General features: G+C 68.0%; 21 protein-coding genes. 13 read left to right on the top strand and 8 right to left on the bottom strand.

Translation table 11 applies throughout. The features are described from left to right. Positions 1-28: 28 nt before the first annotated feature. The gene (locus M673_RS21210; protein ID WP_061978736.1) at positions 29-1,732 is read left to right on the top strand and encodes an SDR family oxidoreductase; all 1,704 of its coding nucleotides are present in this window, start codon (positions 29-31) and stop codon (positions 1,730-1,732) included. A 271-nt stretch (positions 1,733-2,003) separates the two neighbouring features. After that, positions 2,004-2,795 carry an aldolase gene (locus M673_RS21215; RefSeq protein WP_061978737.1) on the top strand — a complete coding sequence of 264 codons (792 nt, stop codon included), beginning with the start codon at positions 2,004-2,006 and terminating at the stop codon, positions 2,793-2,795. Between the two features lie 148 nt (positions 2,796-2,943). On the opposite strand, the gene M673_RS21220 is transcribed toward M673_RS21215, so the two are convergent. Next, the gene (locus tag M673_RS21220) at positions 2,944-3,849 is read right to left on the bottom strand and encodes a proline iminopeptidase-family hydrolase (protein ID WP_061978738.1); all 906 of its coding nucleotides are present in this window, start codon (positions 3,847-3,849) and stop codon (positions 2,944-2,946) included. Between the two features lie 161 nt (positions 3,850-4,010). Here M673_RS21220 and M673_RS21225 point away from each other — a divergent pair, with 161 nt between their 5' ends. From M673_RS21225 to M673_RS21275, 10 genes are all read left to right on the top strand, one after another. After that, positions 4,011-4,775: a helix-turn-helix transcriptional regulator gene (locus M673_RS21225; RefSeq protein WP_148640217.1), complete on the top strand. Its 765-nt coding sequence runs from the start codon at positions 4,011-4,013 to the stop codon at positions 4,773-4,775. 123 nt (positions 4,776-4,898) lie between these two features. Beyond that, the gene (locus M673_RS21230) at positions 4,899-6,554 is read left to right on the top strand and encodes an ABC transporter substrate-binding protein (protein ID WP_061978952.1); all 1,656 of its coding nucleotides are present in this window, start codon (positions 4,899-4,901) and stop codon (positions 6,552-6,554) included. Between the two features lie 65 nt (positions 6,555-6,619). Continuing rightward, complete coding sequence (locus tag M673_RS21235; protein WP_061978739.1) at positions 6,620-7,669, top strand: ABC transporter permease; 1,050 nt, start codon at positions 6,620-6,622, stop codon at positions 7,667-7,669. Next, the gene (locus tag M673_RS21240) at positions 7,669-8,643 is read left to right on the top strand and encodes an ABC transporter permease (RefSeq protein ID WP_061978740.1); all 975 of its coding nucleotides are present in this window, start codon (positions 7,669-7,671) and stop codon (positions 8,641-8,643) included. Before M673_RS21235 ends, M673_RS21240 begins: the two co-directional genes overlap by 1 nt. After that, positions 8,633-9,640, top strand: coding sequence for an ABC transporter ATP-binding protein (locus tag M673_RS21245; protein WP_061978741.1), 1,008 nt, complete (start codon positions 8,633-8,635; stop codon positions 9,638-9,640). The genes M673_RS21240 and M673_RS21245 overlap by 11 nt, the downstream gene beginning before the upstream one ends. Next, the gene (locus M673_RS21250) at positions 9,637-10,647 is read left to right on the top strand and encodes an ABC transporter ATP-binding protein (RefSeq protein WP_061978742.1); all 1,011 of its coding nucleotides are present in this window, start codon (positions 9,637-9,639) and stop codon (positions 10,645-10,647) included. The genes M673_RS21245 and M673_RS21250 overlap by 4 nt, the downstream gene beginning before the upstream one ends. Positions 10,648-11,186: 539 nt before the next feature. Continuing rightward, positions 11,187-12,299, top strand: a complete 1,113-nt coding sequence (locus M673_RS21260) for an ABC transporter ATP-binding protein (protein ID WP_061978744.1) — start codon at positions 11,187-11,189, stop codon at positions 12,297-12,299. Then, on the top strand, positions 12,296-12,940 hold the full coding sequence (locus M673_RS21265) for an ABC transporter permease (RefSeq protein WP_061978745.1): 645 nt from the start codon (positions 12,296-12,298) through the stop codon (positions 12,938-12,940). The genes M673_RS21260 and M673_RS21265 overlap by 4 nt, the downstream gene beginning before the upstream one ends. 3 nt (positions 12,941-12,943) lie before the next feature. Next, positions 12,944-13,630: an ABC transporter permease gene (locus M673_RS21270; RefSeq protein ID WP_061978746.1), complete on the top strand. Its 687-nt coding sequence runs from the start codon at positions 12,944-12,946 to the stop codon at positions 13,628-13,630. A 48-nt stretch (positions 13,631-13,678) separates the two neighbouring features. Continuing rightward, entirely contained in the window at positions 13,679-14,593 is a 915-nt protein-coding gene (locus M673_RS21275; RefSeq protein WP_061978747.1) for an ABC transporter substrate-binding protein, read from the top strand. Between the two features lie 86 nt (positions 14,594-14,679). Here M673_RS21275 and M673_RS21280 read toward each other — a convergent pair whose 3' ends face one another. Genes M673_RS21280 through hutF form a run of 6 tightly spaced genes read right to left on the bottom strand, consistent with a single transcriptional unit; the run spans position 14,680 to position 21,833 of the window. Further along, positions 14,680-15,216: a HutD/Ves family protein gene (locus M673_RS21280; RefSeq protein ID WP_061978953.1), complete on the bottom strand. Its 537-nt coding sequence runs from the start codon at positions 15,214-15,216 to the stop codon at positions 14,680-14,682. Between the two features lie 38 nt (positions 15,217-15,254). Beyond that, a complete protein-coding gene (hutU, locus tag M673_RS21285; RefSeq protein WP_061978748.1) occupies positions 15,255-16,931 on the bottom strand; it encodes a urocanate hydratase in 1,677 nt (558 codons plus the stop codon). A 6-nt stretch (positions 16,932-16,937) separates the two neighbouring features. After that, positions 16,938-17,738 (bottom strand): N-formylglutamate deformylase, encoded by an 801-nt coding sequence (gene hutG, locus M673_RS21290; RefSeq protein WP_061978749.1) that lies wholly within the window; start codon positions 17,736-17,738, stop codon positions 16,938-16,940. Next, positions 17,735-18,946 (bottom strand): imidazolonepropionase, encoded by a 1,212-nt coding sequence (gene hutI / locus M673_RS21295; RefSeq protein ID WP_061978750.1) that lies wholly within the window; start codon positions 18,944-18,946, stop codon positions 17,735-17,737. Before hutI ends, hutG begins: the two co-directional genes overlap by 4 nt. Next, entirely contained in the window at positions 18,943-20,457 is a 1,515-nt protein-coding gene (locus M673_RS21300) for an HAL/PAL/TAL family ammonia-lyase (RefSeq protein WP_244493101.1), read from the bottom strand. The genes hutI and M673_RS21300 overlap by 4 nt, the downstream gene beginning before the upstream one ends. Then, positions 20,454-21,833 (bottom strand): formimidoylglutamate deiminase, encoded by a 1,380-nt coding sequence (gene hutF / locus M673_RS21305; protein ID WP_061978752.1) that lies wholly within the window; start codon positions 21,831-21,833, stop codon positions 20,454-20,456. Before hutF ends, M673_RS21300 begins: the two co-directional genes overlap by 4 nt. A gap of 110 nt (positions 21,834-21,943) precedes the next feature. Here hutF and hutC point away from each other — a divergent pair, with 110 nt between their 5' ends. Continuing rightward, positions 21,944-22,699: a histidine utilization repressor gene (gene hutC / locus M673_RS21310; protein WP_082639974.1), complete on the top strand. Its 756-nt coding sequence runs from the start codon at positions 21,944-21,946 to the stop codon at positions 22,697-22,699. 46 nt (positions 22,700-22,745) lie between these two features. Here the strand turns inward: hutC and M673_RS21315 are convergent, their stop codons facing one another. Then, positions 22,746-23,849, bottom strand: a complete 1,104-nt coding sequence (locus M673_RS21315; protein ID WP_061978753.1) for a saccharopine dehydrogenase family protein — start codon at positions 23,847-23,849, stop codon at positions 22,746-22,748. Positions 23,850-23,870: the final 21 nt, after the last annotated feature.

Consider the following 23,870-nt stretch of genomic DNA (forward strand, 5'->3'; position numbering starts at 1 on the left):
AGATTTTTCCAGGCGGGAACGCGCATCGATGAAAGTTCTGATCCTGGGCGGCTACGGCGTCTTCGGCGGACGTTTGGTCGAGCTCCTCGGCGATGTCGACGGCGTGGAGATGCTCGTCTGCGGGCGCAGCCTGGAGCGCGCGCAGACTTTTTGCGCGTCGTATCGAGGCTTAGCTCGCGTCCGACCTCTCGCGCTCGACCGGACGGATATTTCGGAGGCGTTGCACGCGGAGAAACCGAACCTGGTGGTGGACGCTTCGGGTCCTTTTCAGGACTACGGTTCCGACCCCTATGACGTGATCGAGTGCTGCATAGCGGCGGGGATCGACTATCTCGATTTCGCCGACGGGGCCGATTTCGTCTTCGGCGTCTCGGCCTTCGACGAGCGGGCGAAGGCGGCGGGCGTCGCCGTTCTATCCGGTGTCAGCAGCTTTCCCGTGCTGACCGCCGCCGTTCTTCGAAAGATGGCGGCGACGATGGAGATCCACGCCGTGGAGGGTGGCATCGCGCCGTCGCCCTATGCCGGGATCGGGCTCAACGTCATGCGCGCCGTCGTCGGCTATGCCGGCGGGCCGGTGAAGCTGCTGCGCGACGGCAAGGCTTCCAGCGCCCCGGGCCTCACGGAAAGCCGCCGCTTCACGGTGGCCGTGCCGGGTCGCCTGCCGCTGCGAAACCTGCGCTTCTCGCTGGTCGACGTGCCGGATCTTCAGGTCATCCCGCCCGAGCATCCGTCGATCGGAGACATCTGGATGGGGGCCGCCCCCCTGCCGGAAGTCCTGCACCGGATGCTCAACATCCTGGCCAAGTCGAGGGCGCGCTTCGGACTGCCGCCTCTCACGCCCTTTGCGAAACTGTTTCATGCGGTCCTGAACCGGCTTCGCTTCGGCGAGCATCGCGGCGGAATGATCGTGCGCGCGCATGGCCGCGCGGCGGGGCGCGATGTCGTGCGCAGCTGGCATCTTCTGGCTGAAGGAGACGACGGCCCGCTCATTCCGTCCATGGCGATCGAGGCGCTCGTTCGAAAGCGGATGAGCGGCGAGCGACCGGAAAGCGGGGCCCGTTCGGCGGTTCGCGCGCTGGAACTGGAGGATTACGAGGCGGTTTTCCAACGCCGCACCATTGTTTCCGGGTTTCGGGACGGTCATGACGGCGGCACGATCTATCGCAGCATCCTGGGGCCGGCCCTCGACGAGTTGCCCGCTCCCGTCCGCGACCTGCATTCGGGCTCGGCGGAACGACGCTGGACCGGGTCGGCCAGCGTGCGGCGGGGAAGCGGCATCCTCGCCCGCCTTCTCTGCGCGGCTTTCGGCTTCCCGGCAACGGCCGAGCGAGCGCCGGCAACGGTTACGTTTGCCCCGGAGCGGGACGGCGAGCGGTGGACGCGGACCATCGGCGGGTCGACGTTCCGGTCGCATCAATCCGTCGGGACCGGACGCGACGAATATCTGCTGATCGAGCGGTTCGGGGTCGCGCGCTATTCGATAGCCTTGGTTCGGGCCGGCAATCGGCTCTTCTTCGTGCCGCGACGGTGGTCGGTCTGGAAAATCCCGATGCCGAAACCCCTGCTGCCTTCGGGCGAGAGCTTCGAGACCGAGATCGACGGCCGGTTCGCCTTCGACATCACGATCCGCGCGCCGCTCGTCGGACTGGTCGTCGCCTATCGCGGCACGCTGGAGCCCGAGGCGGGTCCCACCTTTTCCGACGTCGGCCGCGAAGCCGAACCGGTTTCGTGACACCGCCTGCCGTCAGGTCGGCTTCGAAAGCCGGCATCATGGCGAAGGCTTCGAAACGCCCGAGCGCGCCGTCCACGAATCTGCCGCGCCGTGGCTTCGACGCCATCGAGGCCGAGTCCATCCCGAACGGGTCGGTACTTTCGCCGGCGTCATGAACCGGCTCTAGGCTTCCCCGCACCGAGGCCGGGTGGCTTGCCCGCCTCCTGCCGCATCCAGCTGTCATGCCAGGCACGCACGATGCCGCCTATTGTTGTTTTCCAGGAGTTTGCCCTTGGCTCACGAACTCGACCTCAAGACCGCCATGCCCGCGCTTCTGCGCAACCAGTCGCTGGACAACGAGGCGGTGCGCCAGGCCCGCGTCGATCTCGCCGCCTGTTTCCGCATGGCCGCCCGGCTCGGCCTTCAGGAGGGCATCTGCAACCATTTCTCGGCCATGGTGCCAGGCCATGACGAGTTGTTCCTGGTCAATCCCTATGGCTGGGCCTTCAACGAGATCACCGCCTCCCGGCTTCTGATCTGCGATTTCGAGGGGCATGTCGTGGCCGGCCAGGGCCAGCCCGAGGCGACGGCCTTCTATATCCACGCCCGGCTGCACAAGACGCTGCCGCGCGCCACCGCCGCCTTCCACACCCATATGCCGAACGCCACCGCGCTTTCCATGGTGGAAGGCCAGCCCTTGGTCTGGGCCGGGCAGACCTCGCTGAAATTCTACGGCCGCACCGCTGTGGACGAAAACTACAACGGTCTGGCGCTGGACGAGAGCGAGGGCGATCGCATCGCCGCCGCGATGGGCGATGCCGATATCGTCTTCCTGAAGAACCACGGCGTCATGGTGCTGGGGCCGACGATCGCTGAGGCCTTCGACGATCTCTACTATCTCGAACGCGCGGCCGAAGTGCAGGTGAAGGCCATGTCGCTCGGCCGTCCGCTGAAGCCCATCGCGCCCGAGATCGCGGCCCGTGCCGCGCGCCAGATGCGCGAGGGCGATCCTGAAAGCGCCCGCCTCCATCTGGAAAGCGTCAAGCGCCAGCTCCTGCGCTCTGAGCCCGACTTCGCGCACTGACTCTTTCGCTCGGGCCCGGCGCCCCGCCTGATCGAGGACGAAAAGCGCCTCGATACTTTCGTCGCGATGGGCGCGGCCTTCGGCTGCGGTCTCTAGAGGGAACCGTCAGCCGAAGGCGGCAGACTCCTTAAACGCTCCGCGCGGCCCCTCACCCGTCGTGTTTTCGCAGGAAGGCTTCGACGCGGGCGAGACACGCGTCCTTTTCCTCCACATGCGGCATGTGGCTCGACTGGGGAAAGACCTCCGATTCCACGCTCGGAATGCGGTCGATGAAGGGTTGGACGCATTCGGGCGTCGCTTCGTCATAGGCGCCCCGGAAAACCAGCGTCGGCGCCTCGATGAGGGGAAGGCGATCGATCACGGTCCAGTTGCGCATGGTGCCGACGACGTGGAACTCGTTCGGCCCGTTCATCGTGTGGTAGACTGTGGGATCGCTTTCCACCGCCAGGAAGGTGCGCGCCACCTCGTCCGGCCAGGGGGTGACGCGGCAGACATGGCGGTCGTAGAAGACGCGGCTCGCCGTCAGGTATTCCGGGTCCTGCGTGGTGCCGGCGGCCTCGTGCCGGTCGAGCGCTTCCTGCACCTCCGCCGGCAGTTCGGCGCGCAGCTGCGCCGCGCCGGCGACCCAAAGGTCCATCGAAGCCAGCGAGTTGGCGAGGATCAGCGCCTTCAGCCCGGCCGGTCGGCGAACGGCGTGCTCCGACCCCAGCATTCCGCCCCAGGACTGGCCAAGGAGAGCGTAGCGGCTCCGAATGCCGAGATGGTCGAGGAGGTTGTCGAGTTCGCCAAGGAAGAAGTCCACGGTCCAGAAGTCGCCGCCCTTGTCCGGCAGATGGGTCGAGCGACCATTGCCGATCTGGTCGTAATGGATCACGGCCCGGCCGTTGGCGCTCAGCTCCTTGAAGCTGTCGACATAGTCGTGCGTGCAGCCCGGCCCGCCATGGGCGATCACCAGCGGCAGGGGGGCGGCATCGAGATCGCCGGTGACGCGGTACCAGGTCTTGTAGGGACCGTAATCGGCAAAACCCTCAACGGTGTCGGCTGCGACGGACATGGCGCCTTCCTTCTTTGAAGCGAGCCGATCCTACGCCGCTTGGAAAGCCGTCCGACACCTATCGAAAAGAAGAGGGTCCCAAGCCCTCGGGCGCGGAAATATGCCCTCGAAATGAGCGCGCACAATTGACGGGCATGTGATCGCGGTGCCACCATCGGTTCATGTCGATCCTGTCCGATCTTTCCGACCGCCTCCTGCCCGGCATGGGCTTCGATCCCGCGCTGGACGCCGCCCTGGACTTGGTGGAGCGCGCGGGCTTCACCTCCGTCATCTACGACTACACGCCCGTTCCGCGCAGCCATGACGGCGTTCTCATCACGCCCAACATCTTGGAAGCGCGCCGGGTGCCGGACGACATGATGCGCCTGTGGCGGGACGGGTTCTACCAGCTCGACCCCGTGCAGGACGCCGCCCTGTCTTCGGCCGCGCCCTTCGTCTGGTCGGCCTTCGGGCCGCAGAGCCGGATCATGGAAACGGTCCTGTGCGAGCGGCACGGGCCGGTTCTCGGCTATATGCGCGACATGCGCTTTTCCTGCGGCGTCACGGTGCCGATCCACCATCCCGGCGGGGATCTGGCGACCTTCACGGCGATCTGCGTCGATGCCGAGCGCGACTTCGGAGAAGCGGCAGCGCGCCTTGCGCCAGCGATCGGGCTTCTCGGCCAGACCTTCCACGACATCGTCCAGACCGGGTTCTCGCCGGACACGCGCCGCTCGCGCGCCATGCGCCTGTCGCCGCGCGAGATTCAGTGCCTCAGCCTTTGCGCGGAAGGCCTGACGGCGAAGGAGATCGCGCGGCGGCTGGATCGCTCCGTGCCGACCGTGACGCTGCATCTCAACAGCGCCGGGCGCAAGCTCGGCGCGCGCAACCGGTTCCAGGCCGTCGCCCGCGCGGCCCATTACCGGCTTCTGGGTGCGGCCTCTTAAGCCCTCCGGCACCCTATGAGTTTTGATAGCTGGCGCGAGGTCGCTCCAGGCTCCACGCTGCGATCAGCTTCGACGCCCGCCAAACGGCCGGGCTTCAGGATAAGGAGATCGGCGATGTCGTTGATGAGACCTCGTGTTCTTGCCGCCCTGCTCGCGGGCGGAGCCGTCCTCACGGCCTGGGGCGCCTCCCCGACGCTCGCCCAGGAAAAGGGCGGAACGCTGCGGCTTCTCGCCCGCGCCGCCGCCGGCACGATCGATCCCCATATCAACTACACGCTGCAGCAATGGCAGATCTTCTACATCGCCTATGACGGGCTGGTGACCTTCCGCAAGGCCGGAGACCAGACGGGCTTCGAGGTGGTGGCCGATCTCGCCGAGGCGCTGCCGACGCCCGAGAACGACGGCAAGACCTACCGGTTCAAGCTGCGGCCGGGCATCAAGTTCTCCAACGGGCAGGATCTGACGACGGACGATGTCGTCGCCTCCTTCCAGCGCATCTTCAAAGTGTCGGGACCGACCGCCGGCACATTCTACAACGGCATCGTCGGGGCCGATAAGTGTCTGGCGGCGCCCGCCGACTGCACGCTCGAAGGCGGCGTCGTCGCCGACAAGGCCGCCGGCACGGTCACGATCAATCTCAGCGCGCCGGACGGCGAGTTCCTCCAGAAGCTCGCCGTGCCGCATGCCTATATCGTGCCCGCCGGAACCGCTTCGAGCGACCAGGGCACGACGCCGATCCCCGGCACGGGCGCCTATGCCATCCAGTCCTACGATCCGAACGCCGCGCTCAAGCTCGCGCGCAACCCGAACTTCAAGGAATGGAGCGCCGAGGCGCAGCCCGAAGGGATGGTGGACGAGATCTCCTACGATTTCGGCCTGACGGAGGAAGCGGCCGTGACCGCGATCCAGAACGGCGACGCCGACTGGATGTTCGACGCGCCCCCGCCCGATCGTCTGGCCGAGATCGGCACGCAATATGCGGCCCAAGTGTCGCTGCATCCGTTGTCGGCCATGTGGTACGCGCCGATGAACACGCGCCTCGCGCCCTTCGACAATGCCAAGGCGCGGCAGGCGGTGAACTTCGCCATCGATCGCAACGCGTTGGTGAAGCTCTTCGGCGGCGCGAACCTCGCCCAGCCGGCCTGCCAGATCCTGCCGCCCGGCTTCCCCGGCTACACGCCCTATTGCCCCTACACCGCCGCGCCCGGCACCACATGGTCGGCGCCCGACATGGAAAAGGCCAAGGCGCTGGTGGCCGAAAGCGGCACCGCCGGTCAGGAGGTGAAGATCATCGCCGAGGACACGGTCGTGTCCCGCGCCGTCGGTGTCTATCTCCAGGACGTGCTCACCGAACTCGGATACAAGGCGAGCGTCCAGCCGATCTCCCAGAACCTTCAGTTCACCTACATTCAGAACACCAACAACAAGGTGCAGATCTCGATCTCGCAGTGGTTTCAGGATTACCCCTCGCCGTCCAACTTCCTGAACGTCCTGTTCTCCTGCGCCTCGTTCCATCCCGGCTCCGACGCGTCGGTCAACATCGCGGGATTCTGCGACGAGGCGGTCGAGGCCAAGATGAAGGAGGCCTTCGCCGCCGGGGTGAGCGACGCCAAGGCCGCCCTGCCGGTCTGGACTGAAGTCGACAAGATGGTGACCGACGCCGCGCCCGCAGCCGTCCTCTTCACGCCCAAGCGCGTCGACTTCGTCTCCTCGCGGGTGCAGAACTTCACCTTCAGCCCGCAGTTCTACGCGATCTTCTCCAAGCTCGCGGTTCAGTAAATCCTCCGACCCAAGGCGCGGCTCGGACGAGCCGCGCCCATTCGCCTCCTATTTTCCGGCGCTCCGTGACCGATCGCAGTCTTCCCCATCCCGTTCCCGCCGCCGGCCTCGCGCAGGCGCCAGTTCCCGTCGCCTCGCCCGGTCCCTGGGCCATCGCGTGGCGGCGCCTGAAGCGGGACCGCGCCGCGATGGTCGCGCTTCTCGTTCTCGTTCTGGTCGCGCTGTCCTGCCTCTGCGCGCCGCTCTACGCCTCGCATGTGTCGGGCACCAATCCCTTCGCCACCAATCTCAACGGCCAGATCAGGCTGGACGGACAGGCGCGGCCGGTTCTGGAGCCTTCCACCACCGGGCTCGGCCTCGGCATGACGCCGATCGGCCCGACCTGGCGCTGGGGGCCGTATATGCTGGGGGCCGACAACCAGGGGCGGGACATCGCCGCGCGCATGCTCTACGGCGGGCGCAACTCGCTGCTGATCGCCGGGACGGCGACGATCCTCACCCTCACGCTCGCCGTCGTGGTGGGGCTCGCCTGCGGCTTCTTCGGCGGGATCGTGGACGGCGTCCTCAACCGGATTCTGGACGTGCTCTGGGCCTTCCCGATCTATCTCCTCGCGATCTCGCTTTCGATCGTGCTCATCGCGCAAGGCGTCACGATCGGCCCGATCGAGGTCAAGGCCGGCAGTCTCTGGCTTCCGATCGCCATCATCGGCATCGTCTACGTGCCCTATGTCGCGCGCCCGATCCGCGGCCAGACCCTGTCCCTCATGCAGTCGGAATTCGTGGCCGCCGCCACCGCGCTGGGTGTGCCGCCCTGGCGCGTCTTCTTCAAGGACCTCCTGCCCAACGTCGTGCCGCGCGTCATCGTGATGGTGCCGATCCTGCTCGCGCTCAACATGATCACCGAATCTTCCCTGTCCTTTCTGTCGATCGGCGTTCAGCCGCCGGACGCCTCCTGGGGCACGATCATCCAGGATGGGCAGGGCCTTCTTTATTCCAGGCCCATCGTGGCGCTGGCGCCGGGCCTTGCGATCGCGCTGACCGTTCTGGCGCTCAACATCCTCGGCGACGGAGTGCGCGACGCCTTCGATCCACGCGCCAAGGTGAGGATCGCCTGATGCTCTTCGCGATCCTCTCCCGCCTCGGCCGGCTCGTCTTCGTGATGTTCGGCATCAGCGTGATCGTGTTCCTGATCTTCTTCGCGACGCCCGGCGCCGACCCCGCCGCCCGCATCGCCGGGCGCAACGCCTCGCCTCAGACGCTCGAACAGGTCCGTCAGAGCTTCGGGCTCGATCAGCCGCTGCCCGTTCAATATGGGCTGATGATGAAGCGGCTCTTCATCACGCAGGACCTCACCTCCTTCGTCAATCGCGGGCAGAAGGTCGTGCCCGCCGTGACCAAGGCCATTCCGGTCACGCTTTCGCTGGTTCTCGGCGCCGCCGTGCTCTGGGTCTTCGGCGGCCTCGTCGTCGGCGTCGCGGCCGCCGCCATGCGCGGCAGCGTCGCCGACAAGGCGCTGATGGCGATCAGCCTCGTCGGCGTGTCCATGCCGGTCTTCTGGGTCGGCGAGGTGATGAACCTCCTCTCGCAGAGCCGGCTGCATCACACGTTTCTCTTCTCCTGGGTGCCGCCGCTCGGCTACAAGCCGCTGCTCACCGATCCCGTCGGCTGGTTCAAGGCGCTGCTCATTCCCTGGGTGACGCTCGCCATTCTCTATATCGGCCTTTACGGCCGCATCCTTCGCGCCGATCTCATCGAGACCATGCAGGAAGACTTCGTGCGCACGGCGCGCGCCAAGGGCCTTTCGGAAGGGCGCATTCTCCTGCGCCACGGCGTTCGCTCCTCGCTGGTCGCCTTCGTCACCATGTTCGGCCTCGATTTCGGCGCGCTGATCGGCGGCGGCGCGCTCTTGACGGAGGTGGTCTTCGGCCTGCGCGGCGTCGGGAAGATGACCTACGACGCGCTCCAGACGCTCGATCTGCCGGTGATCCTCGCCACCGTTCTCTACGCCTCCTTCTTCGTGGTGGCCGCCAACGCGCTGGTGGACGCCCTCTATGCCGTGATCGATCCGAGGGTCCGCGATGCCCACTGAGCCGCTTCTGGCGATCCGCGACCTGAAGGTCGCCTTCCGCACCGAGCGCGGGCTGGTCCGCGCCGTGGACGGCGTGTCCTTCGACGTCGAGCGCGGCGAGGTGCTGGGGCTCGTGGGCGAATCCGGCTCGGGCAAGACGCAGACGCTCCTGTCGATCCTCGGCCTGATCCTCGACCCCAATGCCGAGCTGTCCGGCTCCGTGCGGCTCGGCGGCGAGGAACTGGTGGGCATGGCGCCTCGGCGCCTGCGCCGCATCCGGGGCGCCAAGGCCGCGATGATCTTTCAGGACCCGATGACGGCGCTGACGCCGGTTCACAAGGTCGGCGCGCAGATCGTGGAACAGATCCGCGCCCATTCCGGCCTCTCGGCCAAGGCTGCCCGCGAGAAGGCGCTGTCGCTTCTCGCCGAAGTCGGCATCCCCGACCCTGTCGGCGTCTTCGCGCGCTATCCGCACCAGCTCTCGGGCGGCATGCGCCAGCGTGTCGTGATCGCCATGGCGGTCTCCTGCGAGCCGAGCCTGATCGTGGCGGACGAGCCGACCACGGCCCTCGACGTGACGGTGCAGGCGCAGATCCTCGCGCTTCTCGACCGGCTGCGCCGCGACCACGGCACCGGCATCGTCTTCGTCACGCACGATCTCGGCGTCGTGTCGGAGATCGCCGACCGCGTGGCCGTGATGTATGCCGGGCGGATCGTGGAAAGCGGGCCGGTCGAAGCGCTCTTCTCCGCGCCCCGCCATCCCTACACGCATGGTCTGTTCAACTCGATCCCGCCGCTGCGCGGGCCGCGCCCGCCGCGCCTGACGGGCATTCCCGGCCTGCCGCCCTCGAACGGCGCGCCGATCGAAGGCTGCGCCTTCGCGCCCCGCTGCGTCTACGCTTTCGCGCCTTGCGCGGCGCGCCCGCCGCTCGTGCCCGAAGGGGCGCAGAGCGTCGCCTGTTTCCTGCCGGACGCCGCCAAGGCGCGCTTCCGGCGCGACCAAGGACTCGCCGCATGAGCCCCGTCGGCGCTACGCCCGCTCCCAGCCTTCCCCGCCCGCTGCTGCGCGCCAGCGGCATCACCAAGCGATACACGGTCGGCCAGTCCCTGATCGCCGCGCGGCGCCGCGTCCTGACCGCCGTCGACAACGTCTCCTTTGACGTGATGCCCGGCGAGACGCTGGGGCTCGTCGGCGAATCCGGCTGCGGCAAGTCCACGCTCGGCCGCTGCCTGACGCGGCTTCACGATCTATCCGAAGGGCGGCTCGAATTCGACGGCACCGAGATCGGCGACCTATCCCTGTCGCGCCTGCGCCCCCTGCGGGCCGGGCTCCAGATGGTGTTTCAGGACCCTTACGCCTCGCTCAACCCGCGACGGCGCATCGGCGATCTGCTGGCCGAGCCGCTGCGGGTCCATGGCCTTGCCAAGGGCGGCGAGATCGAGGGCCGGCTCGAGGAGCTTCTGCGCAGCGTGGAACTCCCCGCCGACTTCGCCCGGCGCTATCCCCACGAGCTCTCCGGCGGCCAGCGCCAGCGCATCGGCATCGCCCGCGCGCTGGCGCTGAAGCCCAAGCTCATCGTCGCGGACGAGGCGGTGTCGGCGCTGGACGTCTCCGTCCAGGCGCAGATCGTCAATCTCTTCTGCGATCTTCGCGATCGCCACAACCTGACCTATGTCTTCATCGCCCACGATCTGGCGGTGGTGCGGCAGATCTCGACCCGCGTCGCGGTGATGGTTCTCGGCAGCATCGTGGAGATCGGCGAGGTGGATTCCCTCTTCGAGAACCCGCGCCATCCCTATACGAGCATGCTTCTCGACGCGATTCCCGAGCCGCACGCGCGCGGTCGCAAGACACGCGATCGCGCCGCTGCGCCAGTGCGCGAGTTGCCGAGCCCGCTGAAGGCGCCGCCCGGATGCCGCTTCGAGCCCCGCTGCCCGAAGGCGCGCGATGTTTGCCGGACGACGCGGCCCCTGCTGGAGGCCAAGGGCGGAAACACGCTGGCGGCCTGCCATTTTCCGTCCTGACGGCGAAGCTCAGACGGGCGAACGGGCGCAGGCGTCGCCCTTGTCTCGGCGCTCGGAGAACGTGCCCGATCAGATGGTGGCTGCCGACCCGATGGCGAGTCGGTCGAGGCTGGCATCGGGCCATCGGTCGGCAAGGGAGCCGGGCTCGCACCCGTCCGCGACGAGCCGATCGATCCGGCGACGATGATAGCCTGTGAAGCGCCGCACGGCCTGCTCGACCTCCGTGCAATACGCGAAGCGCTGGCATGAGCACATCGCCACCCCATCGTAGCCGACGAAACCCCCTCAACCGTGACCATTGAGGCTGCGGCCTTTGTTGCGTCTCCGCCGAGTTCGCGCATCGGCGCTGTCCCAGCTTAAAATCGCGTCAGCCAACGCCTCCGCTTTTTTGATAGCCAGGGGCGCTTGCTCACATCTCGCGATCGTGCCAGCATGTATAGACAAGCTGTCTCGTGAGGCGCCATGACGCTCGACGTTTCTCCAAGTGGCACGGCTGCCCGCGGCAGCATCCGCACCCATGCCCAAGTTCGGTGGCTGGCATGATCGTTTTCGACAATGTCAGCAAACATTATCCCGGCGCCGCCATCGCGGTGAACGGGCTTTCGCTGGAGGCGCCCAACGGCAAGCTGACCGTCTTCGTCGGCCCGTCGGGCTGCGGCAAGACGACGTCGCTTCGCATGGTCAACCGGCTGATCACGCCGACCTCCGGCACGATCCTCCTCGACGGCGAGCCCACCGACCGGATGGACGTGGCCCTGCTCCGGCGCCGGATTGGCTATGTCATCCAGCACGCCGGTCTGTTTCCGCATTTGACGGTGGTTCAGAACATCGCGTCGACGGCGCGGCTGAACGGCGTCGCCAAGCCCAAGGCGCTGAAGGACGCTCATGAACTCCTGGAGCGCGTCGGGCTGACGCAGGCCTTCGCCCATCGCTATCCCTGGCAATTGTCGGGCGGACAGCAGCAGCGCGTCGGCGTGGCGCGTGCGCTCGCCTCCGACCCGAATTTCATGCTGATGGACGAGCCCTTCAGCGCGGTCGACCCGGTGGTTCGCGGGCAGTTGCAGGAAGAGTTTCTGCGGCTCCAGCGGGAGATCGGCAAGACGATCATCATGGTGACCCATGACATCGACGAGGCCCTGAAGCTGGGGGATCAGGTGGCGGTGCTGCGCACCGGCGGAACCCTGGCCCAGGTCGCGACGCCGCAGACCCTGCTGGCGCGGCCGGCGGACGCCTTCGTGGCCGATTTCGTCGGCCGGGACCGTGGCTACCGTTTCCTGTCTTTCGCCGAATTCGACGCCGCTCTGTCGCTCTGCGCCGAGCCCACCGTGACTCTGGGCGCAACGCCCGAGGCCGTGCGGGCGGCGGCCATCGACCGGTGGGTTCTGGTGGCGGATGCGGCGGGCCGGCCTCTCGGCTGGGCCGACAGCGCTTCTCTGACGGGCCCCGTGCGCGAGGGCGACCTCAATCTCAGCGGTACGCTGGCGCCGCAGGGGAGCACGTTGCGGCATGTTCTGGATGCGGCCTTGAGCGCCCCGTCCGGGCGCGGCGTCGTCGTCGGACCGGGCGGCGAACTCGTGGGAACGGCGACGCTGAGCGAGGTCGTCGCCGCCGTGGAGGGCGCCCGGCGGAGCCGTTCGGAGGCAGGCTCATGAAGTTCGACTGGCTCTGGCGCGAGTCCGGGCGCATCGCGGACCTGTTTCTCTGGCATTTGGGGCTCTCGGTGCTGCCCGTGCTGATCGGCCTTCTCCTCGCCCTGCCGCTGGGCTGGCTGGCGCAGCGCTCCGGGCTTTTCCGCTCCACCTTCCTCGGCGCGGCCGGACTTCTCTATACGATTCCCTCGCTCGCTCTCTTCGTGCTGCTGCCGCTGGTTCTGGGAACGCGCATCCTCGACCCGCTCAACGTCGTGGTCGCCCTCACCATCTACGCCCTTGCCCTGCTGGTGCGAACGGTGAGCGACGGGCTGGACTCCGTCTCGCCGGACGTTCTGCAAGCGGCGAGTGCGATGGGCTATCGCCGCCTGCCGCGTCTTCTCTTTGTCGAACTTCCCCTGGCGGTGCCCGTCATCGCGGCGGGCCTGCGCGTTGCCGTCGTGTCCAATGTCAGCATCGTTTCGGTTGCCGCGCTGGTCGGCACGCCGCAGCTCGGCCTCCTGTTCACGCAGGGTCTTCAACTGCGCTTCCTGACGCCGATCATCGCGGGCATCGTTCTCTGCCTGCTTCTCGCCGCGCTTCTCGACGCGCTCGTGCTTCTCGTGGCGCACCGGCTGACGCCATGGCAGCCGAAAGGACGTTGACCCATGCTGGCCTGGTTTCTCGATCCCACCCATTGGAGCGGACCGGACGGCGTTCCCGTCCTCCTCGTTCAGCATCTCACCTATAGTATCCTGGCCCTCCTCATCGCCTCTCTGATCGCGATGCCGATCGGGCTCTATGTCGGTCACACCCGCAAGGGTGTCGTCGTGATCGCGGGTCTCGCCAACGCGCTCCGCTCGCTTCCCAGCCTGGGGCTTATCGTGCTCCTGGTAATCCTCTTCGGTCCGGTCTTCGCGTCGGATCTCGCCTTCATCGTTCCCAGCCTCATCGTTCTCGTTCTGCTCGCCGTGCCGCCGATCATGACCGGCACCTATGCCGGGATCGCCGCCGTCGATCCGGCGGCGGTGGACGCGGCGCGCGGAATGGGGCACCGGCCGCTGGGCATCCTCTTCGGGGTCGAACTGCCCTGCGCCCTGCCGCTGATCTTCTCGGGGCTTCGCGGCGCGACGCTTCAGATCGTCTCGACGGCGACGATCGCCGCCTACGTTTCGCTCGGCGGGCTCGGACGGCTGATCATCGATGGCCGCGCCCAGAACGATTATTACCAGATGGCCGCCGGCGCGGTTCTGGTCGGGCTTCTGGCGCTCGGCGTCGATCTCCTGATCGGCATCGTCTCGCGCCTGTCGGTCTCGCCGGGCCTGACCCGCCGCATCGTTCGCGCGCGCTCCTGACATCGGCGCCGCAAGCCGCACTTCCTCAGCAACAAGGAGAACCCAAGCATGGCAGTCCGAATGATGCCCGCGGTCGGCGCGCTGGCGCTCATGGCCCTTTCCACCTTGCCCGGCTTGGCGCAGAGCAATCCGCTCGCAGCCGACGCTCCGGCGCGAACCGACACCAACACGATCATCGTCGGCTCGGCGGACTTCCCCGAAAGCCAGCTACTGGCGACGATCTATGCCAAGGCGCTCGCCGCCAAGGGCCTCAAGACCGACATTCGCGCCAGCATCGGAAGCCGCGAGGTCTACATGCCGGCGCTCCTCGACGGCTCGATCGACCTCCTGCCGGAATATGCCGGCGCCACGCTCAGCTATCTCGACAAGAACGCCACCGCCCATTCGCCGCAGGATGTCGCCGCCGCCCTCAAGGCCGCGCTGCCCAAGGGCGTCTCGATGCTGACACCCTCGCCCGCGCAGGACGGCGACGTTCTCGCCGTGACGCGCGCCACCGCCGACAAGTACAAGCTCAAGACCATCGCCGACCTGAAGCCCCATGCCGGCGACCTGGTGCTCGGCGGGCCGCCGGAATGGAAGACCCGCAAGGAAGGCGTCGTCGGCCTGAAGGACGTCTACGGCCTCGAGTTCAAGTCGTTCAAGGCGCTCGACGTCGGCGGTCCGCTGACCGTGACCGCGCTCGCCAACGGCCAGGTCCAGGTCGCCGACCTGTTCTCGACCGACCCGGCGATCGTAGCGAACGATTTCGTCGCGCTGGACGACAATCAGAACCTGTTCCCAGCCCAGAACATCGTTCCGGTCATCGCCGCCGCCAAGGTCGACGACACCGTCACCAAGACGCTCGACGCGGTGTCCGCCGCCCTGACGACCAAGGACCTGATCGAAATGAACGGCCGCCTCGCGTCGCAGGAAAGCTATGATGTGGTGGCCGGCGAGTGGCTCGCGACGCACAAGCTCGACTGAGCTTGTTCCGATGGCAGACAAACGAAAGGGGCGTCGCATCGCGGCGCCCCTTTTTGTTCGTTCGATCGGCGGCGGAGCGCCGGGTGTCAGTCGTCGATCTCGACGAGGTAGGCGGGAACGGGCGCCGAGGCCGAGAGGCGAAGCGACAGGGCGGGCGCCGACAGGGCGATCGCGTCGCCCGCCACGACCTCGACTTCCGCAGCGTCCATCACGACCCGGCAAGGACTCAGCGGGATCAGGAAGCCCCAGCGCCCACCAAGCTCGATGGCGGGGCCGAGGCTCGGCACGAACGAAACGCGATGCGTGCACGCTCCGCGCCGCGTCATGACATTGAGATCGCGAATCGGCCCGTCATGCAGGCGGGCGAATGTCGGCGCGTCGGCGGGAAAGGACAGCGGGTACGATCCCGCCGTCAGGCGCCAGTGCCCTTGCCCCTCGATCTCGAGATCCATGCCGTGGCCGGCGAGGATCGAGAGCGTGCGATCGATGCCCTCGAACCGCGAGAAAGGGCCGTCGCTCGCGACATCAGCCATGCTGATCCGCCAGTCGAAATCGGCAAGGCCCGCTCCCGGCGGATGGACGGCGATCTCGATGGTTTCGCCGCCGCCGTTCTTCCAGGGCATGCGCCGATGATCGGCGGCGCGCAGGATGCCGCCTTCGCTCACCGAAGGATCGCCGGCAGGCGCAGACCCTTTTCGCGGGCGCAGTCCAGCGCGATCTCGTAGCCGGCGTCGGCATGGCGCATGACGCCGGTGCCGGGGTCGTTCCAGAGCACGTTGGCAAGGCGCCGATCAGCGTCCTCGCTGCCGTCGGCGCAGATCACCATGCCGGAATGCTGGCTGAAGCCCATGCCGACGCCGCCGCCGTGATGGAGCGAGACCCAGGTGGCGCCGGACGCGGTGTTGAGCAGCGCGTTGAGCAGCGGCCAGTCGGACACCGCGTCCGACCCGTCGCGCATCGCCTCCGTCTCGCGGTTGGGCGAAGCGACCGAGCCGGAGTCCAGGTGATCGCGGCCGATCACGACCGGCGCCTTCAGCTCGCCATTGCGCACCATCTCGTTGAAGGCGAGGCCCAGTCTGTGCCGGTCGCCCAGGCCCACCCAGCAGATGCGCGCCGGCAGGCCCTGGAAGGCGATGCGCTCGCGCGCCATGTCGAGCCAGCGGTGGAGATGGGCGTTGTCGGGGAGAAGCTCCTTCACCTTGGCGTCGGTGCGGTAGATGTCCTCCGGGTCGCCCGACAGGGCCGCCCAGCGGAACGGGCCGACGCCCCGGCAGAAGAGCGGGCGGATATAGGCCGGCACGAAGCCGGGGAAGTCGAAGGCGTTCTCCAGCCCCTCGTCCTTGGCCACCTGGCGGATGTTGTTGCCATAGTCGAGCGTCGGCACGCCGGCTTGGTGGAAAGCGAGCATGGCCTCGACATGGGTGCGCATGGAGGCGCGGGCCGCCTTCTCGACGGCCTTCGGATCGCTCTCGCGCTTGGCCCGCCATTCGCCCATGGTCCAGCCGGCGGGGAGATAGCCGTTGATCGGATCGTGCGCCGAGGTCTGGTCGGTGACGATGTCGGGGCGGATGCCGCGCCGGACCATCTCGGGCAGGATCTCGGCCGCGTTGCCGAGCAGCCCGACCGATTTCGCCTCCCCCGCCGCCGTCCAGCGCTCGATCATCGCCATGGCCTCGTCCAGCGTCTCCGCCTTCTCGTCGACATAGCGGGTGCGCAGGCGGAACTCGATCGAGTCCGGGTTGCACTCGATGGCAAGGCACGAGGCGCCGGCCATGACGGCGGCGAGCGGCTGCGCTCCACCCATGCCGCCCAAGCCCCCCGTCAGCACCCATTTGCCCTTGAGACTGCCGCCGTAATGCTGGCGCCCGGCCTCCACGAAGGTCTCGTAGGTGCCCTGCACGATGCCCTGCGTGCCGATATAGATCCAGGAACCGGCGGTCATCTGGCCGTACATGGCCAGCCCCCGCTTATCCAGCTCGTTGAAATGATCCCAATTGGCCCAATGCGGCACGAGGTTGGAATTGGCGATGAGAACGCGCGGCGCGTCCTTGTGCGTGCGGAAGACGCCCACCGGCTTGCCGGACTGGACGAGCAGCGTCTCGTCCGCTTCCAGGTCGCGCAGCGTCGCGACGATGCGGTCGAAATCGTCCCAGGTGCGCGCGGCGCGGCCGATGCCACCATAGACAACCAGCTCGTGCGGGTTCTCCGCCACATCGGGATCGAGATTGTTCATGAGCATGCGCAGAGGCGCTTCGGTGAGCCAGCTCTTGGCGGTGAGCTCGGTGCCGGTCGCGGCGCGGACGGTGCGGGCGTTGTGGCGCGGGTTCGGGAGCGACATGGCCGATCAGCCTTTCAGAGTGGCGCCGAGCGCCTCGATGCGGTGGAGAAGCGTGGAAAGCACAGCGCGCAGCCGCTCGGCCCGTCGCTCGTCGTAGCGGAAGGGCGGGGCTTCCGTTTCGAGATGGGTGGCTTGCGCCAGTTCCATCTGGATGGCGTGGACGCCCTCCTTGGGCCGCCCGTAATGGCGCGTGGTCCAGCCGCCCTTGAAGCGCCCGTTGAGCACGCTGGAGAAGCCGTCTGCCGCAGCGCAGATCTCGCGTGCCGCCTGCTCGATCTCGGGGGCGCAGGTTCGCCCCTCGTCCGTGCCGATGTTCAAATCCGGCAGCCGTCCCTCGAACAGGAACGGAATGTGCGAGCGGATGGAATGGCAGTCGTAGAGAATGGCGTAGCCGTGCAGCGCCTTGACCCGTTCGATCTCGGTAGACAGCGCCTCGTGATAGGGCTTGTGGAAGGCGGCGAGCCGCCGCGCCGTTTCCGCCTCGTCCGGCTCCTCGCCCTCGCGCCAGATCGGTTGGCCGTCGAAATCGATGACCGGTATGAGGCCGGTCGTGTTCTGGCCGGGATAAAGGCTCGCCCCCGACGGGTCGCGATTGGCGTCGATCACATAGCGATGGAAGGTCGCCCGCACCGTCGTGGCACCGGGCAGAAGCCCGTCGTAGAGGCGCTCGATATGCCAGTCCGTGTCGCGGAGGAGCCGCCCTTCCGCGTTCAATTTGGCCTCGATCTCGGGGGGAACGAGCGTTCCCGTGTGGGGAAACGCGATGACGACGGGCGAGGTGCCCTGGTGCCGTTCGAAGACGCTCATCGACCGAACCTCTTTCCTTGGAAATAGCGGGCATGGAGGGGATTGAAGCCGATGCGATAGACCAGCTCGGCCGGGCTTCCGACATCCCAGACCGCGAGATCGGCGGACTTGCCGGGCTCGATCGTGCCGGTCTCGGCCAGGAGGCCCAACGCGCGCGCCGCCTCGCGCGTCGTTCCGGCGAGACATTCCTCCACCGTCAGCCGGAACAGCGTCGCGCCCATGTTCATGGTGAGAAGCAGCGATGTCAGCGGCGAGGTGCCGGGGTTGCAGTCGGTCGCCAGCGCCAGCTTCGTGCCGGCCTGGCGGAACAGGTCCACCGGCGGCGCCTGCGTCTCGCGAATGAAGTAATAGGCGCCGGGCAGGAGCACGGCGACCGTGCCGCTGGCCATCATGGCCGCCGCGTCTTCCGCCGTCGCATATTCGAGATGGTCGGCCGAAAGCGCCCCGAAGCGCGCCGCCAGCGCCGCGCCGCCGGCATGGGACAATTGCTCGGCATGAAGCTTCACCGGCAGGCCCAGCGCGCGCGCCGCCTCGAAGACATCGGTCATCTCTTCCGCCGAAAAGGCGATGCCCTCGCAGAACCCGTCCACCGCATCCACCAGCCCGCGCCGATGCGCCTCGCGCAGGCCGGGTATCGCGACCTCCCGGAGATAGTCGGCGTTGCGGCCCTTGTAGTCGGCGGGCGTCGCGTGGGCGGCGAGCCAGCTCGTCACGATCCGCACCGGGCGCAGGCTCGCCAGCAGCCGCGCGGCCTCCAGCATCCGGCATTCCGCCTCGATTTCCAGCCCGTAGCCGGACTTGATCTCCACCGTCGAGACGCCTTCCGCCAGGAGCGCGTCGAGGCGCGGCAGCGCGGTCTCGGCCAGCTCGCGCACCGAGAGCGCGCGCGTGGCGGCAAGCGAGGCGACGATGCCGCCCCCTGCCCTGGCGATCTCCTCGTAGCTCGCGCCGGCGAGGCGCATTTCGAATTCGCGCGCTCTGGTGCCGCCATGAACGAGATGGGTGTGGCAGTCGATCAGGGCCGGCGTCACCCAGCGCCCGCCGAGATCCACCACGTCCGCGCCCTCGGTGCCGGGAAGCGCGGCGCGCGGGCCGGCATAGCTGATACGCCCCGCCTCGATCAGGATCGCGCCGTCCTCGACGACACCCAGCCCGTCGGCATCCTCGCGCAGCGTCGCCAGCCGCGCATTGGTCAGGAGTTGGCTCATGCGGAGTCCTCTGGAAAGGCCGGGGCGCGAAGAAGCGCGCGCATCACCGCGATGTCGGCGTTCATCGGCCGGTCGTCGGCATAGGGCGGCACGACCGCGCGCACCCGGCGGTAGAGCGTCTGCGTGCCCGGCGCACGGTCCGCGATCGGCTGAAGCTCGTAGGCCTGGCTAGCGCACAAAAGCTCGATCGCCAGAATGTCGCCGAGATTATCGAGGATCGCGAGAAGCTTCGTGGCGGCTGGTGTCGCGTGGGTCAGCATATCCTCCTGCAAGGCGGAGGTGATGCCGCCGTCGAGGCTCGCGGGCTGGGCAAGACGCCGGTTCTCGGCGACGAGCGCGGCGGCGGTGTATTGCGCGATCATGTAGCCGGAGAAGACGCCCCCCTCCTGTGCCAGAAAGGCGGGAAGGCCGCTCACCAGCGGGTTCACCAGCCGGTCGATCCGCCGCTCGGCCATCGCCGCGACCTCGGCGGCGGCGACAGCCAGCCCGTCCAGCGCCAGCGCCAGCGCGGCGGCCACGGCATGGGCCTCGGATCGCACCACGGGTTGTTCCGGCGTGCCCGACACGGCCGGATTGTCGGTCACGCTCGCCAGCTCGTCCGCCAAAGCGCGCTCAGTCGCCGACCATACGTCGCGCGCCGCGCCGTGAACGTGCGGAACCGCCCGCAGGCTCAAAGGGTCCTGCGTGCGACGCCCCGCCCGCTCCGCCAGGAGCGGACTGCCGGCGAGCAGCTCGCGCATCCGCCGCCCCACCGCCTGCAGCCCTTCGCAGCGGCGCAAGGCCAGCGTCTCGGCGTCGAACGTGCCCGCCTGGCTTCCCAGATTCTCGTAGGTCATCGCGGCGGCGGCGTCCGCCCAGTCGAGAAGCGCTTCGAGGCGCGCGAGGGCGAGGCAGCCGAGCCCGGTGGAACAGGGCGTTCCGTTGACGAGGCTCAAGCCTTCCTTGGCTTCCAGAACCAGCGGCGCGCGGCCGATCCGCGCCATCGCTTCCGTGCCGTCGATCCGCTCCGCCCCGGCCATGGCCTCGCCGTGCCCGATCAGCACGAGGCCGATCGCCGCCGCGTGGGTGAGATAGCCGACCGAGCCGCGCGAGGGGACGAGCGGCAGGATGTCGGCGTCGAGCAGAGCGATCAGCGCGTCCACCACCTCAAGCCGCACGCCCGAGGCGCCGTGGGCGAAACCGTTGATCTCGGCCGCCATCACGGCGCGCGTTTCCTCGCGCCCCAGCGGCTCACCCAGCCCGCAGGCGTGGCTGAAAAGGAGATTGCGCGACAGCGCCTGCTGGAGCGGGCGATCCACGATCACGTCGCAAAGCGCCCCGACGCCGGTGTTGATGCCGTAGCCGCGAATGCCCTTTTCGGACAAAGCCACGACGATCCGCCGGCCTTGGGCGATGCGCTCGCGAGCGGCTTCCGTCAGCGCGAGCGGCGCCCCACGCGCCACGCGGGCGATCTCGGCGGGAGACAGGGGCCGGTCGAGATGGACCATCGCAGAAGGTGCCGCCGCCGTCATTGCAGCCTCCGCAGCGCCTTGGCGAAGGCGGCGTCGATCGCCTCGTCGGCCGCATGGCGGCGCTCGCGGATCGCGAACCGGCCGCCGACGACGACGTCGCGCACCACGTCCGGGACGGCGAAGAGCCAGCGGTCGAGGATCGCGTCGCCCTCGCGCCCTTCGGCGGCCGCGGCGATGAACGGGTTCGCGCCGTCGAGCACCACCAGATCGGCCGGGGCGCCGACGCGAATGCCGGATGCCGCGACGCCCGTCGCTTGCGCCCCGCCCGCCAGCGCCGCCTCGAACATCGTGCGCCCGACCGACGCGCCCGGGCCGGAAGCGAGGCGGTTGCGCCGGCGATCGCGCAGCCGCTGGCCGTATTCGAGAAGCCGCAACTCCTCGGCGAGGCCGGTCGCGACATGACTGTCGGTTCCGATCCCCAGTCGCCCACCGGCGGCGAGATAGCGGGTGGCGGGAAAGATGCCGTCGCCGAGATTGGCTTCGGTCGCCGGGCAAAGGCCCGCGACGGCGCCGGACGCGGCGAGGCGCGCCGTCTCCTCCGGTGTCATGTGCGTGGCATGGATGGCGCACCAGCGGGCGTCCACCGCCATCTCGTCCAAGAGCCATTCCACCGGCCGCCGTCCGCTCCAGGCGAGGCATTCCTCGACCTCGCGCTCCTGCTCGGCGACATGAATGTGGATCGGGCCTCCGCTGCGTTCCTCCGCCAAAATCGCGCGGATTTCCTCGGGCGTCGCGGCGCGCAGCGAGTGGATCGCCAGACCCAGCGTCGCGCCCGACGCCTCGCAGGCGGGAGCGAGCGTCTGGAGGAGCGTCAGGAAGCCGTCGACATCGTGCAGGAAAGGCCGCTGGCCCTCGCCCGGCGCGGCGCCGCCGAAATTCGAATGGGCGTAGAAGACGGGAAGATGCGTGAGGCCGATCCCGGCCGTGGCGGCGGCCGCGAGAATGCGGCGCGAGGTCTCGGCGGGATCGGCATAGGGCGCGCCGTCGACCCCGTGATGGAGGTAATGAAACTCCGCGACGCGCGAGAAGCCGCCCTTCAGCATCTCGACATAGAGCTTGGCGGCGATGGCCCCGATGTCGTCCGGCGTCATCAGCCCAAGCGTTCGATACATCTCGGCGCGCCAGGTCCAGAAACTGTCGTCGCCCCGCCCTGCCCGCTCGGCCAGACCCGCCATGGCGCGCTGGAAGGCATGGGAATGCAGGTTGGCGAGGGCGGGAACCACGGGCCCGCGCAGGCGCTCGCCCCCTTCGGCAGTCGATCCCGACGACACCGAGGCGATCCGCCCGTCCGCGCCCACCTCGATCGCGACATCGCGCGCCCAGCCTCCCGGCAGGAGGGCGATCGGACAATGGAAGCGCGAGGTCGGTGAAGGCATGAAAGCTCCAGCGCCAGGAGAAGTTGCCTATACAACATTGCGCATTTCGATGTCCGTCGCAAGCGGGCGCTGGTCAAAACCTGCCGACTTGTCTCTATATGAATCGACGCATGAGGCGCGGGGAGGACATCGATCTGTCGACGGAAGGGGCGCGTGAAAACCAGTCGGAGCAGCAGGTCCCGCTCTACGAGAAGCTGAAGGACTATGTCCGAAGCCGCGTGGACACGGGCGAATGGCAGACGGACCATCGTGTGCCCTCCGAGAACGAGTTCGTCGACATGCTCGGCATCAGCCGGATGACCGTGAACCGTGCATTGCGCGAGCTGGCGGCGGAGGGCGTCGTCGTGCGCATTCGCGGCAAGGGCTCCTTCGTCGCTCCGAAGAAGCGCAGCTCGCTGTTCCAGGGCGTGCCCAACATCGCCGACGAGATCGGCGCGCGTGGCGGCGCGCATTCGCCCCAGGTCGTCCTCTTGCAGGAGGAGATCTGCGGCCCCGAACTGGCCGACGTTCTGGAGCTGGAGATCGGCGCGCGCGTCGTCCACTCCGTGATCCTTCACAGGGAAGACGACCTGCCGATCCAGATCGAGGACCGGTTCGTCAATCCCCGCCTCGCGCCGGACTATCTCACCCAGGACTTCACCGCGATCACGCCCAACAGCTATCTCTCGGCCGTCGCGCCCATCGTGCGGGCGCAGCAGTTCATCGAGGCGATCGCCGCCTACCCCTGGGAATGCAAGCTTCTCGGCATCGGCAAGACCGAGCCCTGCCTTCTGGTCCGGCGCCGCACATGGTGCGAGGCCGGGCTCGTCTCCACGGTGCGGCTGCTCTACCCCGGAAGCCGCTACCGGCTGGAGACCAATTCCTGAGAGCCGCCGCCCGGCGGAGGGCTCGCGGCCGGACCCGTGAGGCGGATCACCCGGCCTTTCTCTGGTCGAACGCGTCCTGCCCGTAGACCCGGCCGAAGCGATTGGCGAGGAAGGCGGCAAGCTCGATCTCCTCTTGCCGAATGAAGCCCTGCGCGGGCAGCGCGCCCTCGGCCAGGAGATCGAGAACCGTGCAGATGCCGGCGGCGGTGGTGATCTGAATGGCGCTCATCCGCCGCCCGGCCACCACGCCGGCATAGACCTTGTTGGCGTAGGTCTCCTGCAGGTAGCGGCCCTCGCGCCAGCCGCAGACGGTCACGAAGACGATGACCACGTCCTGAAGCGTCGCCGGCAAGGCGTGCTCGAACAGGTCCTTCAGCACCTCGCGCCGGTTCTTCAGGTTGAAGTCGTTGAGCAAGGCCTTGATGATGGCTTGGTGGCCGGGATAGCGAATGGTGCGGTAGTTCATCGTCCGCACGCGGCCTTCCAGCGTCTTGGCCAGGGTGCCGAGCCCGCCGGACGTGTTGAAGGCCTCGTAGGTCACGCCGTCCAGCGAGAACTCCTCGCGCTCCTCCATCGCGGGAACGGCGATCAGCCTACCTTCCACGATGGCTTCGCAGGGCTCGATATATTCGTTGATGAGCCCGTCCGTGCTCCAGGTCAGGTTGTAGTTCAGCGCGTTCGAGGGATATTGCGGCAGGGCGCCGACGCGCATGCGAACGCTGTCGAGACGCTCGAAGCGCTTGGCAAGATCGTTGGCGACGATCGAGATGAAGCCGGGCGCCAGGCCGCATTGCGGAATGAAGGCGCTCCCCGCGCCCTCCGCCAGCGCCTCCACCATCCGGGTCGTTGCGACATCCTCGGTCAGGTCGAGATAGTGAACGCCGGCCTCGCGCGCGGCCTTGGCGATCCGGCCCGTCAGATGGAAGGGCGCGGCCGAGAGAACCGCGAACTTGCCCTGGAGAGCGGCGGCGAGGTCGCGCTCGTCGCAAATGTCGACGGCTTGGGTGGGGACGGCCGGATGCGCCTCGATCTTGCGCAGCTGCTCGTCACTGCGATCGGCCAAAACAACCCGGTAGTCGCCGGTCTGCGCCAGCATGAGCGCGATGGCGCCCCCGATCTTCCCAGCGCCGACCACCACGATCTCGTTCATGTCCCACTCCCGCTGTCGAAC

This window comes from Aureimonas sp. AU20, assembly GCF_001442755.1.
Lineage (GTDB): Bacteria > Pseudomonadota > Alphaproteobacteria > Rhizobiales > Rhizobiaceae > Aureimonas.